The organism is Paraburkholderia yinzeri (assembly GCF_046581065.1).
Classification (GTDB): Bacteria; Pseudomonadota; Gammaproteobacteria; order Burkholderiales; family Burkholderiaceae; genus Paraburkholderia.
In genome coordinates this window covers 261,558-276,333 of the sequence record NZ_JBFOCJ010000002.1, presented here as the reverse complement: position 1 = coordinate 276,333, position 14,776 = coordinate 261,558, and the positions used below count along the sequence as shown (strand labels likewise).

Genomic DNA, 14,776 nt, shown 5'->3' with positions numbered 1-14,776 from the left:
GGCGGCAGACTAGCTCACTCATTCCGAGGCTTCGACGGAAGCGGGCGACGTCTTGTCGATCCAGGCGGTCAGCAGCGTAGAGGACACCGCAAGAATCGCGGGGCCGATGAAGAGCCCTACGATGCCGAATGCGAACATGCCGCCCAACACCCCCGAGAGAATCAGTAGCATCGAGAGGTTCACGCCGCGCCGGATCAAGACGGGGCGCACGAAGTTGTCGAGCATGACGACCATGACGGACCAGATGGCGAGCAGGATCGCCGCGACATGCGCGTCGTGCACGAACAACCAGATCGCGCCGCCGAACAGCGGCAGTCCGGGACCGATCTGCGCGAGGCACAGCATGAGCATCAGGGCGGTGAGCACGCCCGCGCCCGGCACGCCGGCCACCGCGAGACCGATGCCGCCGAGCGCCGACTGAAGCACCGCCGTCACGACGATGCCGAGCGCCACCGCGCGGATCGACGCGCCTGCGAGACGCACGGCCTCCGCGCCGTAGCGCGGGCCCACGCGCTCCGCGAAGCGCGTGACGAAGGCGGCCGCGCTCTCGCCCTGCGTGTACAGCACGCCGGTGATGACCACCGTGATAACCATGTGGATGACGAATACGCCCACCGAAGCGGCATGGCCGATGAGCCAGTGCGCCGCGATGGAGACGTAGGGTTCGAGCCGCGCGAGCAATCCGCCGGGACCCGCATCCGAAAGCGTCTGCCATTCGTCGGCCACGCGCGAGCCCACCATCGGCACGTCATGAACCCAGGTGGGCGGCGGCGGCAAAGCGTACTCAGGCAGCTTGCGGATCAGGTCCATGATTTCGGCGCCGTGCTCCGCGAGCGTCGAGATCGCTTCATAGAGCGGCATGACGATCACGACCAGCAGGATCAGCAGCATGACGAGCGTGGCCAGCCCGCGCCGGTTGCCAAGGCGGCGCTGGACCGCGAGCATCGCGGGCCATGTCGCGACGACGATCATCGTCGCCCAGATGAGTCCCGGAATGAACGGGCGCATGACGTACAGGGAGCCGACCGTCAATGCGCAGAGAATCGCAACGACGAACAGCGCTCGAGCAATGTCTGGCAAGTCTTGCTGCTTCACGGGGTCTCCTTGCGGCGGGGGCCGCATCATCACAAACAATCACAAAAAGGCGCCGCGGCCCTCGCGGCCGGACGTACCGTGCGGGGGCCTCGGCCAACGCGGTAGTCTATCCCGGATAGCTTGCGGTCCGTCGCACAGTGGCCCTTTATCTTCCATAATGGCCGCTGCCTTCCTCGCCTCAACCTGCCAGACTGCCGGACTGTCGATCCGCGCCCAACCACGAAAGAGACTCGCCATGCCCGCTTCCGATCAGAAACTCCCCTGCGTGCTGTTGACCAACGACGACGGCATCGACGCCCCCGGTCTCGCCGTGCTCGAAGCCGTCGCCGCCGAACTTGCGCACGAAGTCTGGGTCGTGGCGCCGGAGCACGACCAGAGCGGCACCTCGCACTCGATCAGCCTGCACTCCCCGCTGCGCGTGAGCCGGCGCGGCGAGCGGCGCTTCGGCGTGCTCGGCACGCCCGGCGACTGCGTCGTGATGGCCATGCGCCATCTGATGGGCGACGTGACGCCCACGCTCGTGCTCTCGGGCATCAACCGCGGCGCCAATCTGGGCGTGGAAACGATGTTTTCCGGCACCGTCGGCGCCGCCATGACCGGCCTGCTGCTCGGCGTGCCGTCGATCGCGCTCAGCCAGACCTTCCGGGACCGCGAGCGCGTGCGCTGGGATACGGCGCGCGCTCTCGCGCCCGAGACGATCCGGCGCCTCGCGGCCGTCACTCACGACCGGCCCATCTGCCTGAACGTCAACTTTCCCGATATCGACGCAAGCGCGGCGGGCCCGCTCGTCGTCACGCGCCAGGGCGTGGGTCTCGTCCAGGGCATCGACGTCGTGCCGCAGATCGACCCGCGCGGCATCGACTACCACTGGCTGCGCTTCACGCGCGGCCCGCGCGAGAACGGCCCCGATACGGAAACGGCCACGGTCCATGCCGGCCGCATCTCGGTCACGCCGCTGCACTTCGAGCGAACCGACGAACGCGCATTCGAGCGCTTCACGGCCGCACTCGAAGCCCGGTAACTAGCGCAGCACAAAAGATAGGCGGCAATAACGGCTTCAGGAAAAATCAGCAGCCGGCCGCCGCCGACCGCTCGATCGCCGCACGCAGATCGCCCGGAATCGCGATCGCCCGATGCGTATCGAGCGAGGTCGTCACGATAGTCTGCCGCGCCGCCATGCGCAGCACGCCGTCCGCGCCCGTGCAAGCCCACGCGAGCGTGAGCGAGGCTTCGCCGAGCCGCTCGACATCGAGCGAGAGCCACACCTCCTCGCCCATCCTGCTGATCGCCTTGAAGTCCGCCTCGATATGCACGGTCGGCATGCCGACACGGCGCGCACCGATTACGCCGTGATAACCCTCGGGCATCAAGGTGTCGATCCACGACTCGATCAGGTCGTTGAACAGAATGAAGTACTGCGGATAGAACACGATCCCGGCCGGATCGCATTCGGAAAAGTGGATCTTGTGCTTCTGCGCGTAGATATGGGCTGGCGTGCTCATATCAGATCACGAGCCGCGATACCTTCACCCCTTCCAGCGAGACGCCGGCCATCAGCCCGGCATTGGTCAGCACGAAGGCTTCGACCGGGCTGGTCGCGGTCGAGGTGTCGATGTTGCCGTTGGCGCCCACCGTCACGACGGCGACGGTCGCGTCCGCGCCGGCCGACCAGCCCTGGCTGTTCAGGAAGCTGTCGAGCGCCTCGTGGTTCATGAAGGCGAAGATGATGGCCTTCGACTGCGCGCCGATCTGCAAGCCGAACGAGCCGGCCACGGTGCTGTAGTAGCCCGTCGTGCGGCCATCCACGCGCAGCGCGCCGGTGCCGTACTGCCCGCCGATCCAGAAGCCGGCCGAGATCACGCTGGGAAATACCAGAATGCCATTGGCTCTCGAAAGCAGTTCGCGCGAACCGTTCACCGTGTTGTAAAGACGCGCGAGCGTGGCGTCCACGTCCGCGTCGATGCTCTGGCGCTTCGCCGCGTTTTGTGCGGAGGTGTCGCCTCCGTCGAGCGAAGTCGTCGTGCAGCCCGCGAGGGCGAGGCTGCCGGTTGCGAGCACAGCGCTGCTATGAATGAGGAATTGGCGTCGGCGCATAAAGGGGATCCTGTCATTTCTCGAAGAGTGATCTTAGTTGCCTTCGTGGCGCCCGTCACGCTCGCGGGCGCTCCTGCACTGGCGAAATAGGACCATGCAACTCGCATCGAGTTCGTTCGCGGCAGGGGAAACTCGGGGAAACCCCGGGCCATGTTACACTTCGCGCCGATTTTCCTTTCAATTTCATGATTCCACGCAAGCACGCACTGCTGACCGCATGGCTTGGCCTCGTCGCCATGTGGCTCATCGTGCTCGCGCCGCTCGTGAGCCAGCTCGTCGCCGCGCATCGCGCGCACGATCCCGATACCGCGGTCGCCCTGTGTTCCGCCGTTCAGCCGGGCACGCCGGCCCAGCATCTGTCGCCCGACGACGCTTTCGGCGCCTGCGGCTACTGCCATCTGCTCCAGCATCAGGCCGCGATCACACCGCTTGCGCCGCCTGAGCTTGCCGCCAGGCGCCTCGTCACGGTGAACACCGTCGCAGCGCTCTCCACCCGCTTCACGCCGCTCGGCGCCTTCCCATCCGGCCGTCCGCGCGGCCCGCCTGCCGTTTCCTGATCGCTGTCGTCATCGGTCGTCCTGCTGTCCCCTGTCGTTCCGGGATGCGTTCGGCCGCGGATCCAACGCATTCCGGAAACCGCTTTCATGTCCATGCCCGATTCACGCGGCGGCTGCGCTCGCCTGCGCGAGCGTATCTTGCCGCGCTCCCTGCGGCAGGTCCGACTTGCCTCGCTCGGCCTGCTGCCGCTTCCCCTCGCTGTCTCTTTCACGGCGTCCACTGCCTGGGCGGCCGATGCCGCTCCCGCGTCAACCACCGTCGCCGAAGCCACGACCAATACAGCCGTGCTGCCAACCGTCACGGTCAGCGCATCGGCCGGCGGCATGGGCGGCGCGCCCGTGCCCGCCGTCGATCCGAACCTGCCCGGCACGGTGGAAACCGTGACGCCCGCGCAGTTCGATCAATGGAACGTCGTCAACACCGAAGACGTGCTGAAGTACCTGCCCAACCTCGCCGTGCGCAAACGCTTCATCGGCGACCTCAACTCGATCATCGCGGTGCGCGGCACGAGCAACACGCAAAGCGCGCGCGGCCTCGTCTACGCGGACGGGCTCCTGCTGTCGAACCTGCTCGGCAACAGCTACTCGTTCCCGCCGCGCTGGTCGATGGTGTTCCCCGACCAGATCCAGCAGGTCGACGTGATCTACGGCCCGTTTTCGGCGCTTTATCCGGGCAACTCGCTCGGCGCCACCGTGCTGATCACCACGCGCATGCCGACGCACTTCGAGGCCGACGCCGACGTCAAGGCGTTCACGCAGCACTTCAGCCTCTACGGCGTGAACCAGAACTTCAACGGCAGCGAGACGAGCGCCTCGATAGGCGACCGCATCGGCAAATTCTCGTACCTGCTGGGCGTCAACCACCTCGAAAACACGAGCCAGCCGCTGCAGTTCGCCACGCCCGCGCAGCCCGGCGATACGCCGGTCCACGGCGCGTACTTCTACAACAACCAGACCAATGCCCCCACCGTCGTACTGGGCGTAAACGGCGAAGGCATCGAACATACGATCCAGGACCAGTTCAAGCTGCGCATGCAGTACGATTTCACGCCCACCGTCCAGGGCGGCGTGACGCTGGGCTATTGGCATCAGAGCTACAACAGCAGCGCCTCGACCTTCCTCTACGACGCGAACGGTAATCCCGTCTACAGCGGCAAGGTCGCGATCGACGGCTACGAATACAACATCCCCGCGGCCGCGCTCGCGCCGAGCCTTGGCTGGAGCGAGAACTGGCTTTACGGTGCAACACTGCGCACGCATCAGGCAACGGGCTGGAATGCCGAGGCAATTGCTTCGTACTACGACGTTTCCGGCAGTGTCGCGCGCACGGCCAACCAGGGCGGTCCTGGAGACGGCCCCGGCGTCGTGACTTTCGGTGACGGCACCGGCTGGAAGACGCTCGACCTGAAGGCAACGTGGACGCCGGTCACACCGAACGCCGGACCCGGCGCGCATTGGCTCACGTTCGGCTACCACTACGACAACTATTTCCTCGACAACCAGACCTGGAACACGCTCGCGTGGCGCGACGGCAGTGCGAGCAGCTTCGCCAATGCCTTCTCCGGCAAAACGCAGACCCAGGCGCTCTACGCCCAGGATGCCTGGCGCTTCCTGCCGCGCTGGAAGTTCGTCTACGGCCTGCGCTGGGAGGACTGGCGCGCCTACGACGGCGATCAGGCGCTGGGCGGCTCGACGGTGCCGTATGCGAACGCGAGCGACCAGCATGTCTCGCCCAAGGCGTCGCTCTCGTTCGACGTGACCGATAACCTCACGCTGCGCGCCTCGATCGGCCGCGCCTACCGTTTCCCAACGGTCAGCGAACTGTTCCAGGGTCAGGTGAACGGCTCGTCCCTTGTCAACAACAATCCGAACCTGCGCCCCGAAGACGATCTCTCGAAAGAGCTGACCGCCGAATGGGCGCACTGGAACGGGATCTTCCGGCTGTCGCTGTTTCAGGACGACGTGAAGAACACGATCTTCAGCCAGACCGACACCACCGTCATTCCGAACGTCACGAGCTTCCAGAATATCGGCAAGGTACGCTCGCGCGGCGTGGAGACGAGTTATCAGGGCGAAGACGTGGGCATCGACGGATTCGACCTTGCGGCAAGCGTGGCGTACACGCAGTCGAAGATTATCGAGAATGCGCAGAACCCGGCAAGCATCGGTAAGTACTTCTACCGGATTCCTCTGTGGCGCGCGGACCTCGTGGCCACATACCGCTTCGACGCACGCGCGGCACTTACGCTCGCCGCCCGCTATTCAGGGCGCCAGTACAACACGCTCACCAACGCCGACACGAACCCGAACGTCTTCGGCGGCACCAGCAGCTACACGGTCGCCGACGTGAAGTTCACGTTCAGGCCCACGAAAGCGAGCGAGATCGGCGTGGGCGTCGACAACCTCTTCGACGAGCGCTACTTCGTCTATCACCCGTATCCCGGCCGCACGTTCTACTGCGAGGCGAAGCTGCGCCTCTGAGCGCCGCGCCGCCCGAGCCTTCCTGAAAGGAGCCTCCGATGTCCGTTTCGCTGCCCACTCCCACTGCCCGCGCCACGTCTGGCGCCGGCGCCATTCACCCCGGCTATCGCACGCTTTGGCGCTGGCATTTCTACGCCGGCCTCTTCGTCATGCCGTTCCTCGTCGTGCTGGCGATCACCGGCACGATCTACTGCTTCCAGCCTCAGATCGAGCCGCTTCTGTATCCGCATCGCCTCGTGGTCGAACCGGCGGCGACGCCGCGACTGTCCGCCGACACCCTGCTCGGCCGCGCACGCACCGCGCTCCCCCGCGAGGCGCGCCCGATCCGGGCCCACGTGGAAGCGGATCCGGCGCGCAGTGCCGAATTCGTCTTCGCCCTGCCCGGCGGAACGAAAGAAAGCGTGTACGTGAATCCGTACACGGGCGCGGTGCTCGGAACGCTCGACGTGGACCGGCGCTTCATGCAGGTCGATCGCATGCTGCATCGCAAGCTGCTGCTCGGCAAGCCCGGCGAGCTGCTGATGGAGCTGGCCGCCTGCTGGACGCTGGTGATGATCTCCACCGGCGCCGCGCTCTGGTGGCCGCGCGCGGGCGCTTCGTGGCGCGCGGCGCTGGTCCCGCGTCTTGCCTCTCGCGGCCGGCCGCTCTGGAAGCGGCTGCACGGCGTGATCGGCATCTGGCTCGCGGTGGGCGCGCTCGCGTTCGTCGTCAGCGGGCTGCCGTGGACCGGCTCATGGGGCAAGCAGTTCAAGGCGCTCGCCACGCGCGCCGACCTCGGCGCGCCGGCTGGCTCATGGGGCGGCGATACTGCGATGAAATCTTCCGTGCCGGCTCGCGGCGAGCACGCGGGACACGGCATGGAAGCAATGCCCGGCATGGTGATGGACGACCTGCCGTTGCCCAACGTGCCGTGGGCCGTCGGCGCCGTGCCGGTGCTGCGCTCGCCCGGCACGGCACAGGCCGGCTCGCCGCATCGGACGCTCGACGACGTGGTGGCGCAAATGCGCGGACTCGGCGTGCCGGGCGGCTATGACGTCGCGCTGCCCGCCTCGCCCGCGGGTGTCTACACCGTGTCGTACTTCCCGCCCGATCCGAAGGACGAGCGGACCGTCTATATCGATCAGTACAGCGGCAAGGTGCTCAAGGACATCCGCTACCGCGACTATGGCGCCGTCTCCCAGGCCATCTCTTACGGTACATCCCTGCACATGGGGCGATACTTCGGCATCCTCAATCAATGGATCTGCGCCGCGATCTCGCTCGGGCTCTGCGCCCTTGCCGTGACCGGCTTCGTGATGTGGTGGCTGCGCCGGCCCTCGCGGACGCTCGGCGCGCCCTCCCGCGAACGCGCGGCACCGCCCATGCGGGCGTGGAAAGCCGGCCTCGTCGTGCTCGGCGTCGTATTTCCCTTGATGGGGGCGACGATCCTCGCCGTCTGGATCGCCGATCGCGTGGCCTCGGGGCGCCGCCCGAAGCTGTCGAATGCCTGACGCGTTGCGCCCGCCGCAGCACGTTGCCACCCGACCCGGTAAACTGTCGACACAATTATGCTTGAACCTGGCCCCGTGCTTTTGTTTCCAAGCATTAAAACAGACGGAGATGATCGTGTTGCGGCTTATTTCTGTACTCGTGGCAGCGGCCATGCTGGCCGGCTGCGCCGTGGCACCTGGATATGGCTATCCGTACTATGACGGCTCTGGCTATCCGTATTACAACGATTATGGGTATGGCTATCCCTATCCTTACGCTTACGGCTATTACCCAGGTGATGCAGGCATCGGCTTCTGGGGCGGTGGCGGCGGTTACTACTACCATCACGGCTACTGGTGGCATGGCAACGGCTGGCACGGAGGGTGGCATGGCGGCGGTTGGCATGGCGGTGGCTGGCACGGCGGCGGCGGTCACTGGGGCGGTGGTAGCCACGGCGGCGGCGGCCAATGGGGCGGCGGCATGGGTGGCATGGGTGGCGCTCACGGCGGTCGCTAACCGGCACAGCCCCCGGTAAGCGGGATTGCCGTTGCGCGGCCGGCGCCGCGCAACGGCACGACGTTCACATGCGCCCGTTCACGGGAATCAGCGCCCCCGTAATCGCCTGGGCCTCGGCCGATAGCAGAAATCCAATGAGCGCTGCGACTTCATGCGGCGCCACCCAGCGCGTGAAATCCGCATCGGGCATGTCCTTGCGGTTCTGCGGCGTATCGATAATGCCCGGCAGGACTGCGTTGACGGTCACGCCCTTGTCCTTCAACTCCTCCGCAAGCGCCTCGGTCAGCCGGGCGACGCCGGCTTTCGAAGCCGCATAGGCGCCCGTCCCGAGTCCGGCTTTCCATCCCGCGCCCGCGCCGATATTCACGATCCGCCCCGCCTTGCCGCGCAGCAGATGCGGTAACGCGGCCCGCGATGCGTTCAGCGCCGTCTTTACGTTCAATTCGAACATCAGGTCCCAGGTGGCCGGATCGCCGTCCGCCACGGTCTCCCAACGGAACGCGCCAGCGATGTTGAGCAGCGCGTCGAGCCCGCCCAATTGCGTGTTCACGATATCCAGCGCTTCGCGCGCCGCCGCGACGTCGGTCAGATCGACGCCGCCGATGCCAGCCGCTTCGCCGACGCCGGCTGGCAGCGCGTCCTTCGCGGGCGCTGCGCCGCGTCCGATGAGCGCCACGCGTGCGCCGCGCGCAATCAGCCACGCCGCTGTCGCGACGCCCAGATTGCCGAAGCCGCCCGTGATCGCCACCACCTTGCCCTTGACTCCGGCTGCGCCTGTCATGTCCGTTGTGCCCGTTTCCATAGCCGTTTCATCCATCCCGGTTCAACACGATTCAACACGGCGGCCGGTCGGCCGCCTGCGCGCACACCCTTACATCGCTTCAAGCATGCGGCGCAGCTTCAAGCCTCGCTGCGCGCCGCCACGAGGCTGCGCCTGCGCAACGCTTCCGTTGTCGTGCCCTTGCCGTCCGGACTCCAGCCCGGCGGCAGAACGACATGGCGCACCGCCGTCCATAGCGTCTTCGCCGCGGCCACGTCACGGACCAGGCTGACCCAGTGCTCGAACTCGACGACGAGCGGATTGCGCGGCCGCGTCGGCGTGACGAGACCATACCGGCACGGTTCGTCGGCACGTTCGGCGACGTAGGTACCGAACAGCCGATCGAACACGATCAGCACGCCGCCATAGTTCGCGTCGAGGTAATCGACATTCGACGCATGATGCACGCGATGCGCGGAGGGCGTGTTGAACACGTACTCGAGCCAGCCGAGCCTCGGTATCCAGGTGTTGTGCAGCCAGAACTGGTAGAGCAGATTGAACGAGAGCATCGCGAGCACGACCTCCGGGTGCACGCCCAGCCACACGAGCGGCGCGAAGAACATGGCGGGACCCGTGAGCTTGCCGGTCCAGCCGAGCCGGTACGCGGAAGAGAGCGTCAACTGGTTGGGCGAGTGGTGCACCGCATGTGTCGCCCAGAAGAAACGGATACGGTGCGACGCACGGTGATACCAGTAATAGCAAAACTCCTGGCCAACGAAGATCGGCAACGCGAGCAGGAGGCTGTCGAAATGCAGCGTGTAAAGGCGATGCTCCCAGGCGAAGGCAAAGACCGGTGCGGCGAGCGAAAGCGGCACGAGCGCGAAGAGCTTGCGTCCGGCAAGGTCGGCGAGCGAGAGCCAGACTTCATACCAATCGAACGGCGTGCCGCTGCGGCGTTGGCGCCACGTCAGTACGCAAGCTTCGATCAACGAAACGACGATGACGAACAACGTCACGTAGTACGCAATTTTTCCGGTGGTGAGCATGATGAGTCTTTTGTCGGGTGAAAAAGGACGCGCCGTGGGCGGATCAGGCCGCCAGTGCGTCGGATGAAACGCACTCTAGAAGCGCGGCCCCGGAAAAACCACGCACAAACCATGTCGCCGTATGTCACGGCACCTGTCACGCCGAGGGCCGCACGGACAGCGCAAGCGAACGCATGCCGCGCAACGGCGTTCGCCGGATTCCCGCCCGCGCCCGCTGCACGGACCGTAGCGCCGGAAATGCGCCGGACCCCGTCGCCCAAAGAAGCCGCCCTCCGTGTAACACCACGACATGCTTTATGACGCGACCGGCGCGCGTCCCGGTCCTATAGTTCGTCCCGCTGACACGCCAAAGCGTGACCCGAAACGAATCGCAAGGACCTCTGATGAAGACCCGCACTCTCGCCGCCGCCATTTCGCTGCTCGCCTTCGCCAGTGCCAGCGCGCCGGCCTTCGCCGGATGGTCCGGCCACGGCACCGCCTACACGCCGCACGGCACCTACAACACGGCCCATGGGGGCTCGTGCGGCGGCGGTAGTTGCTCGCACGCGGGCGGAGCCGTCGGGCCGTGGGGCGGCGTCGCCACCAACACCGGCACCGTCACGCGCACCGCGCCGGGACAGTTCTCGAACAGCGGCACCGCCGTCGGCCCGAATGGCCGCTCGGTGCAGCATTCCGGCGACACGAGCTGCGCGAGCGACACCTGCTCGCATACCGGCACGATGACCGGGTCGGATGGACGCACCGCTTCGACGGCGGGCAGCGTGACGCGCGACGCACCGGGACAGTATTCGTCGTCGGGCACGATCACGGGGTCGGGCGGCAATACGGTGAGCCACTCGGCTTCGACGAACTGCGCCGGTTCGACCTGCTCGCGTTCGGGCACCGCGACCGGCACGGACGGCGGCACCGTCACGCATTCGGGCAGCGCGACGCGCGTCGCGCCCGGTGTTGTGACCACCTCGGGCGGTACGACGGTCGTCCATGGCGGCACGGTCACGACAGGCGGAACGGCGGTTGTCGCCGGCGGTACCGTGACGACGGTGGGCGTGGCCGTGGCGCCGGCGCCGGTGGTGGTGGCGCCTCCGCCCCCCGCCACTGCGGTTTATGTCGCGCCGCCGCCGCGGGTCGTGTATGTCGCTCGCCTGGTGCCGCAATCCGTCTACGTCGTGCCCCGCGGCGTCTACGTGGCACCGGCTTCGCGCCCCGCCATCCGGGTGCCGGGCCACTGGGCCGGCGGCGTCTGGGTACCCGCGCACTGGAACTGATCCGTAGACCGTTCAACCGCTTTCGACCTTGATCAACCCAACCCGGCCGGCAAGGGATGCCGGCCACCCCACGGAGAAACCCATGAAGAAGATGATTGCCGTGCTCGTTTTGTGTATCGTTTCAGCAGCAGCCTCGGCTCAGGGCACGCCGCCCCAGGGCGCCGACAATGCCCGCGTCGAACGCGCGATATCCCAGTTGCAAACGCGTTTCGCGAGCGCGAACACCACCCGCGACGGCAAGCTGACCCGCGCCCAGGCGCAGGCCGGCATGCCGATGGTGGCCCAGCATTTCGACGAGATCGACACGCAGCAACAGGGCTACGTCACGCTGGCGCAGATCGAGGACTTCATGCGCCAGAAGATGGCGGCCCGTCAGGGCGGCTGAGGCCGGGCGCGGCCAGGCTTACCAGGAGACCACCGATGGAGCAGGCCAGCAGGATCGTCGTACTCGACGACGAGGTGGAGTTACGCAATATGCTTCAGCGCTTCCTGAGCGGCCACGGCTTCCAGGTGCGCGCCGTGGCGGACGGCAGGAAGCTCGACCGTCTGCTGCAGCGCGAACCGTACGATCTGCTCGTGCTCGATCTGATGATGGAGCCCGAAGACGGTCTCGCTGTCTGCAGGCGTCTGCGCGCCGAGGGCCAGACGCTGCCCATCCTCATGCTCACGGCGAAGGGCGACGCGGCCGACAAGGTCGTCGGCCTCGAAACCGGCGCCGACGACTACCTCGCCAAGCCCTTCCTGCCCGACGAACTCATCGCGCGCATCCGCGCGCTGCTGCGCCGCCAGAAGATGGCGGCGGGCGAGCCGACCGTGACCTCGCAGGTCCTGCGCTTCGGCGACTTCACCTTCGACGTCGGCAAACAAACGCTCCTGCGCGACGGCCAGCCCGTCGAGGTGCATTCGGCGCAGATGCTCCTGCTGCACGCGCTCGGGTCCTCGCCGAACCGCGCCGTGAGCCGGGAAAACCTGCTGGCGCGAGCGCGGGGCCGCGATCACGACGCGCTCGACCGCAGCGTGGACGTCCAGATCCTGCGGCTGCGCCAGATCGTCGAAGACGATCCGGCGAAGCCGCGCTTCATCAAGACGGTCTGGGGCATCGGCTATATGCTCGTGGCCGGCGTCGACGCGTGATGCGCGCCACGCTCCCGCGCTCGCTGCTCGCGCGCAATATCGCGCTGCTGGTGATCCTCGTCGCGCTCGCGCAGGTGTGCTCGCTTGCGGTGCTGCTGCATTTCGTGCAGCGCCCGCGCATCGAACGCGCCTCGACCATTTTCGCCGACTACGTGATGCTGCTGGACGGCGCCATTGCAGGCATGCCGCCCGCCGAAGGGCGCGCCGCCGCCGCCCGCCTTCACGCGCAGCGCGACCCGCCGCCCGCGATTCCCCCGCAGCCGCCCACCCTCCTGAATTTTTTCCGCACGTGGCAACGCGACGTTTTCGTCGCGCAATTGCAGCGCCACCTGCCCGCCGACATGCCCGTGCAATGGCAGGGCGGCGCCGATCAGCGTCTGTGGATCCGCCTGCACGCGGCGGGCGAGCCGGCATGGCTACCCATGCCGATGGTCCCCGACACGCAGGCAGCCGGCCTCATGACGACGCTCGCCCTCTCGCTCGTGCTCGCCCTGCTCGCGGCGCTCACCGGCTACCTGATCCAGTTGCACCTGAACCGCCCGCTGGCCGAGCTCGCCCGCGCCGCTCGCCGCCTGAGCGCGGGCGAAACTCCGCCGCCCCTGCCCACCGACGGTCCGACCGAGATCGCCCAGGTGAGCCGCGCGTTCAACCAGATGACCGAGGCGCTGCAGCAGGCCGAAACGACACGCGCGCTGATGCTGGCCGGTGTGTCGCACGACATCCGCACGCCGCTCACGAAGCTGCGCCTCGCGATCGCGATGGCCCTGCCGCGCGGCACGAACGACGCGCTGGTGGCGTCGTCGGAAAGCTATCTCGATCGTATCGACACGATCCTGCAGCAATTCATGGACTACGCGGGCAGCGGCGAGCGCGAGCCACCCCAGATGGGAGACATCAACGCGCTGGCCGGACAGCTCGTCGCCGATTTCGCGGGACTCGGCCACGAATTCGAGTTCGAGGAAGGCCCGATTCCTCCATTTGCGTTCCGGCCCGTCGCCGTAATGCGCCTGCTCATGAATCTCATGCAGAACGCGGTCGCCTATGGGCACAGCGGCCTCCTCGTGCGCACCTGGGTCGCGCACGACGCCGCGCATGTGGCCGTGTGCGACCGCGGCAACGGCATCGGCGCCGCCGAACTCGAACGGCTGAAGGCGCCGTTCAGCCGGGGCACGAATGCGCGCACGCACTCGGGCGGCACCGGCCTTGGGCTCGCGATCGTCGATCGCATCGCGCGCCTGCATGGCGGCTCCCTCACCTTCCGCGACCGCGACGGCGGCGGCCTCGAAGCGCTCGTCGTCCTGCCGCTCGATCCGCTCGCCGTGCCGACCGGCATGCCGCGCGCCTGAACGCTTCCGGGCTTTCGCACGACCGTGCCGGTGACATGAATCGACATAATTTGCGCGTGGCGCGATCGCGCCCACCCCCTCATACTTGCGCCTGAGCGTTGCGAAACGAAGCCGGCCCGAACGGCCCGCAAGCGTCGAGCAACCCTCCCCGATAGTTCGCAATCCTGATTATGTGGCGATTATCGGCAACTCGTCGGCAACCCGCCGCCCTCAATCGCGCCACTCAGGCAACGGACATCGACATGAACCCCTCCCTCCATTCCCTCGTCATCAAGGCCAAACGTCTCGCGGGCACGGCGCTGATCGCCGGTTCCATCTTCAGCGCGGGCTGCGCCTCGGCCATGCCCGTCATGCAATCGACCGGGCCGGTGCCCGCGGCGAAAGCCGAAATCGTCTACGTGTACGCATTCGACGCCGCGGCAGACCAGGTCAAACTCGACGACAGCGGCCTGCTCCAGAAGCTCATGTCGACGGCGAGCGGCACCTCGGCCGCGCAGCAACAACTGCAGACCGCGCTCAAGGCGCGCGAACAGCTCGCCGACGACATCGTGCACCAGCTCCAGTCGATGGGCGTGCCCGCCATGCGCGTGGACGGCCCCGCCCCCAGCGGCCGCAACGCACTCATCGTCGAAGGCCAGTTCGAGAAGATCGACGCGGGCAATCGCCGCCGCCGTATCGTGATCGGCCTCGGCGCGGGCAAGAGCGAAGTGGAAGCCACGGTGGCGGTGCTCTATCGGCCCGCCTACGGCGCGCCGCAACCGCTCGCCACCTTCTCGGCGAATGCCGACAGCGGTCACATGCCCGGCATGGCGGAAACGGCGGGCGTCGGCGCGGCCGCGGGGCAGATCGCCACGTCCGCGGCTGTGAGCGGCGGCCTGCACGGCGTGTCCGAGACGAAGCGCGATACCGTTTCGTCCGACACGGCCAGACTCGCGAAGAACATCGCAAAGCAGCTCGCCGCGGCGAGCGCGAAGAACGGCTGGCTCGACGGCGTCAAAGCCGGCTGAGCGGG

General features: G+C 67.1%; 15 protein-coding genes. 10 read left to right on the top strand and 5 right to left on the bottom strand.

Translation table 11 applies throughout. The features are described 5' to 3' along the window. Positions 1-18 precede the first annotated feature (18 nt). Positions 19-1,122 carry an AI-2E family transporter YdiK gene (ydiK, locus tag WJ542_RS18375; protein WP_487007207.1) on the bottom strand — a complete coding sequence of 368 codons (1,104 nt, stop codon included), beginning with the start codon at positions 1,120-1,122 and terminating at the stop codon, positions 19-21. 208 nt (positions 1,123-1,330) lie between these two features. On the opposite strand from ydiK, the gene surE reads away from it, so the two are divergent. After that, entirely contained in the window at positions 1,331-2,116 is a 786-nt protein-coding gene (gene surE, locus WJ542_RS18370; protein ID WP_411190844.1) for a 5'/3'-nucleotidase SurE, read from the top strand. A 46-nt stretch (positions 2,117-2,162) separates the two neighbouring features. Here surE and WJ542_RS18365 read toward each other — a convergent pair whose 3' ends face one another. Beyond that, positions 2,163-2,597 (bottom strand): acyl-CoA thioesterase, encoded by a 435-nt coding sequence (locus tag WJ542_RS18365; protein ID WP_411190842.1) that lies wholly within the window; start codon positions 2,595-2,597, stop codon positions 2,163-2,165. Between the two features lies 1 nt (position 2,598). Beyond that, the gene (locus WJ542_RS18360) at positions 2,599-3,189 is read right to left on the bottom strand and encodes a BPSL1445 family SYLF domain-containing lipoprotein (RefSeq protein WP_411190841.1); all 591 of its coding nucleotides are present in this window, start codon (positions 3,187-3,189) and stop codon (positions 2,599-2,601) included. 185 nt (positions 3,190-3,374) lie between these two features. On the opposite strand from WJ542_RS18360, the gene WJ542_RS18355 reads away from it, so the two are divergent. From WJ542_RS18355 to WJ542_RS18340, 4 genes are all read left to right on the top strand, one after another. Then, entirely contained in the window at positions 3,375-3,746 is a 372-nt protein-coding gene (locus WJ542_RS18355; RefSeq protein WP_411190840.1) for a DUF2946 domain-containing protein, read from the top strand. Positions 3,747-3,833: 87 nt separating this feature from the next. Next, positions 3,834-6,227, top strand: a complete 2,394-nt coding sequence (locus WJ542_RS18350) for a TonB-dependent receptor (protein ID WP_411190839.1) — start codon at positions 3,834-3,836, stop codon at positions 6,225-6,227. 38 nt (positions 6,228-6,265) lie between these two features. Then, a complete protein-coding gene (locus WJ542_RS18345) occupies positions 6,266-7,717 on the top strand; it encodes a PepSY-associated TM helix domain-containing protein (RefSeq protein ID WP_411190838.1) in 1,452 nt (483 codons plus the stop codon). A gap of 61 nt (positions 7,718-7,778) precedes the next feature. Beyond that, positions 7,779-8,213: a hypothetical protein gene (locus WJ542_RS18340; RefSeq protein ID WP_411190837.1), complete on the top strand. Its 435-nt coding sequence runs from the start codon at positions 7,779-7,781 to the stop codon at positions 8,211-8,213. A 64-nt stretch (positions 8,214-8,277) separates the two neighbouring features. Here WJ542_RS18340 and WJ542_RS18335 read toward each other — a convergent pair whose 3' ends face one another. Continuing rightward, a complete protein-coding gene (locus WJ542_RS18335; protein WP_411190836.1) occupies positions 8,278-9,015 on the bottom strand; it encodes an SDR family NAD(P)-dependent oxidoreductase in 738 nt (245 codons plus the stop codon). A gap of 98 nt (positions 9,016-9,113) precedes the next feature. Next, positions 9,114-10,019 (bottom strand): sterol desaturase family protein, encoded by a 906-nt coding sequence (locus tag WJ542_RS18330; RefSeq protein ID WP_411190835.1) that lies wholly within the window; start codon positions 10,017-10,019, stop codon positions 9,114-9,116. Between the two features lie 383 nt (positions 10,020-10,402). Here WJ542_RS18330 and WJ542_RS18325 point away from each other — a divergent pair, with 383 nt between their 5' ends. The 5 genes from WJ542_RS18325 to WJ542_RS18305 all read left to right on the top strand — a co-directional run bounded on the left by WJ542_RS18325 (position 10,403) and on the right by WJ542_RS18305 (position 14,771). Continuing rightward, positions 10,403-11,284: a hypothetical protein gene (locus WJ542_RS18325; RefSeq protein WP_411190834.1), complete on the top strand. Its 882-nt coding sequence runs from the start codon at positions 10,403-10,405 to the stop codon at positions 11,282-11,284. A gap of 82 nt (positions 11,285-11,366) precedes the next feature. Then, positions 11,367-11,669 carry an EF-hand domain-containing protein gene (locus tag WJ542_RS18320; RefSeq protein ID WP_411190833.1) on the top strand — a complete coding sequence of 101 codons (303 nt, stop codon included), beginning with the start codon at positions 11,367-11,369 and terminating at the stop codon, positions 11,667-11,669. Positions 11,670-11,704: 35 nt separating this feature from the next. Beyond that, positions 11,705-12,418 (top strand): response regulator, encoded by a 714-nt coding sequence (locus WJ542_RS18315; RefSeq protein ID WP_411190832.1) that lies wholly within the window; start codon positions 11,705-11,707, stop codon positions 12,416-12,418. Then, positions 12,418-13,764: an ATP-binding protein gene (locus WJ542_RS18310; protein WP_411190831.1), complete on the top strand. Its 1,347-nt coding sequence runs from the start codon at positions 12,418-12,420 to the stop codon at positions 13,762-13,764. Before WJ542_RS18315 ends, WJ542_RS18310 begins: the two co-directional genes overlap by 1 nt. 242 nt (positions 13,765-14,006) lie before the next feature. Beyond that, a complete protein-coding gene (locus WJ542_RS18305) occupies positions 14,007-14,771 on the top strand; it encodes a DUF4410 domain-containing protein (RefSeq protein WP_411190829.1) in 765 nt (254 codons plus the stop codon). Positions 14,772-14,776: the final 5 nt, after the last annotated feature.